Here is a 1,581-nt window from a genome sequence, read left to right on the forward strand (position 1 = left end):
ACTGACAGACAAACAGGGCAAGGCTTCCTTTAATACCCCCGCTGGTAGAGCTGCCTTTCAATATTGGGTCGATCTCTACAAACAAGGCTTACTGCCCAAGGAAGCCCTTACTCAGGGACACCAGCAGGGCATCCAACTCTATCAAGCTGGCGAAACTGCCATGTTGTTTGCTGGGGCACCATTCATCGAGACAATCGTCAAGAATGCGCCCCAAATTGGTAAAGTTTCTGCCGTCGCCCCCCAAATTACGGGACAAACTGGTAAAAAAGGCGTAGCAGTAATGAATCTGGTCATTCCCCGCACTACCAAAATGCCAGATGCTGCCGTTAAATTTGCCGTCTTTATTACCAACACCACCAATCAATTAGCTTTCGCCCAAGCTTCGGATACGTTGCCATCAAATGTCAAAGCAGTAGCAGATTACAAGACTAAATTAGCCGAAGGTAACGATACTTCTCCGCTAGATCGCGGTAAGTTAATTAGTGCCGAACAGTTATCTCAATCCGATATCTTAATTCCCCCATTAAAAAACATTAACTTACTCAAAAAAGCGATCTACGAAAATCTGCAAGCAGCAATGTTAGGCGAAAAAACCGTCGAGCAAGCCATAACTACCGCCGCCGCAGCCTGGGATGCGAGCAAGTAGTTATTCCCAGATCTTGCATCAAAACAAAGTTAATAGTGGATAGTGAATAGTGAATGGTTTTAGCACTTAGGGTGAGTTTTGAGGCTATTCTTAGCAGTTTATATATACTGGTGCAAGATGTGAGTATTCTCTAAAGCCTAAAACCTAAAGAGCTGGTGGAATCGGATTGCTTGCCGCAGAAAGTGGGCGAGGCTTACTTTTTGATTCTACTATTCTGAGATTGATGGTGACAGCTTCTCGCTCGTCAGTGGCAAAATCGTCAACTGTTTGGAAAGCTTGCTTCGATTCTCCTTCTGTCCCGACACCTGCTGCACCAAAATCAGCTCGACTTTGTGTTGGAGAATATCTAGCACCGACAGACGCGGGCGCGCTTGGAGGTGTGGGCGCATGAGGTTGTAAAAGTTTTGCTGGGGTAAATTTAATGCTAATCAGTCCATTATTCGGATCGCCAGCAGTTAACCCGATCGCATTTCCGCCTTCAGATCCTACTGCATAAGCACAGAATTTTTCGGCAATATGAACGGGTCTTTCGAGATTCGCGACTCCATTAGGCATTAATACCCAGGTACCTTGGTCGAGATCGTGAATGCGAACGTTAACTTTACACTTGAGATCGGAGTGATTGGTTAATTTTAATTTAAATGGCGATCTTCCATCTGTCATTTTCATGGCGATGTAGCCGCTTTCTTCTTCTATTCCTGGTTCGAGTTGTGCCGTATAATTACCAATTCGCATATTGATTTAACCTGAAGACCGTTATTTATGGACAGCTCTATTTTAAACCGGGCAGATCTAGATCGGCGGTAGCTATGGACAGTTTGTCAACTGGATCGGGGCAAGATTTCATCCGCTTTTTACGTCGGGAAACAAAGGCGCGCGCGCACCGCAGAATCCAAAATCGGATAACGATAAACCCGTTCGATGGCGGTGGTGGG

2 protein-coding genes are annotated in these 1,581 nt (G+C 45.6%); one reads left to right on the forward strand and one right to left on the reverse strand.

The window, feature by feature from the left end:
- Positions 1–646, forward strand: a 646-nt coding sequence (locus RMO79_RS10970; RefSeq protein ID WP_310483190.1) for an extracellular solute-binding protein, incomplete at its 5' end; no start/stop codon positions are given.
- 144 nt (positions 647–790) lie between these two features.
- Here the strand turns inward: RMO79_RS10970 and RMO79_RS10975 are convergent.
- Positions 791–1,381, reverse strand: coding sequence for a hypothetical protein (locus RMO79_RS10975; RefSeq protein ID WP_310483191.1), 591 nt, complete (start codon positions 1,379–1,381; stop codon positions 791–793).
- Positions 1,382–1,581 lie beyond the last annotated feature (200 nt).

The organism is Chamaesiphon sp. VAR_48_metabat_403 (genome assembly GCF_031422475.1).
GTDB lineage: Bacteria > Cyanobacteriota > Cyanobacteriia > Cyanobacteriales > Chamaesiphonaceae > Chamaesiphon.

What these genes read in the sequence shown, in the direction of transcription:
- RMO79_RS10975 (WP_310483191.1), bottom strand. Translation starts at nt 1,381, where the DNA reads ATGCGAATTGGTAATTATACGGCACAACTCGAACCAGGAATAGAAGAA.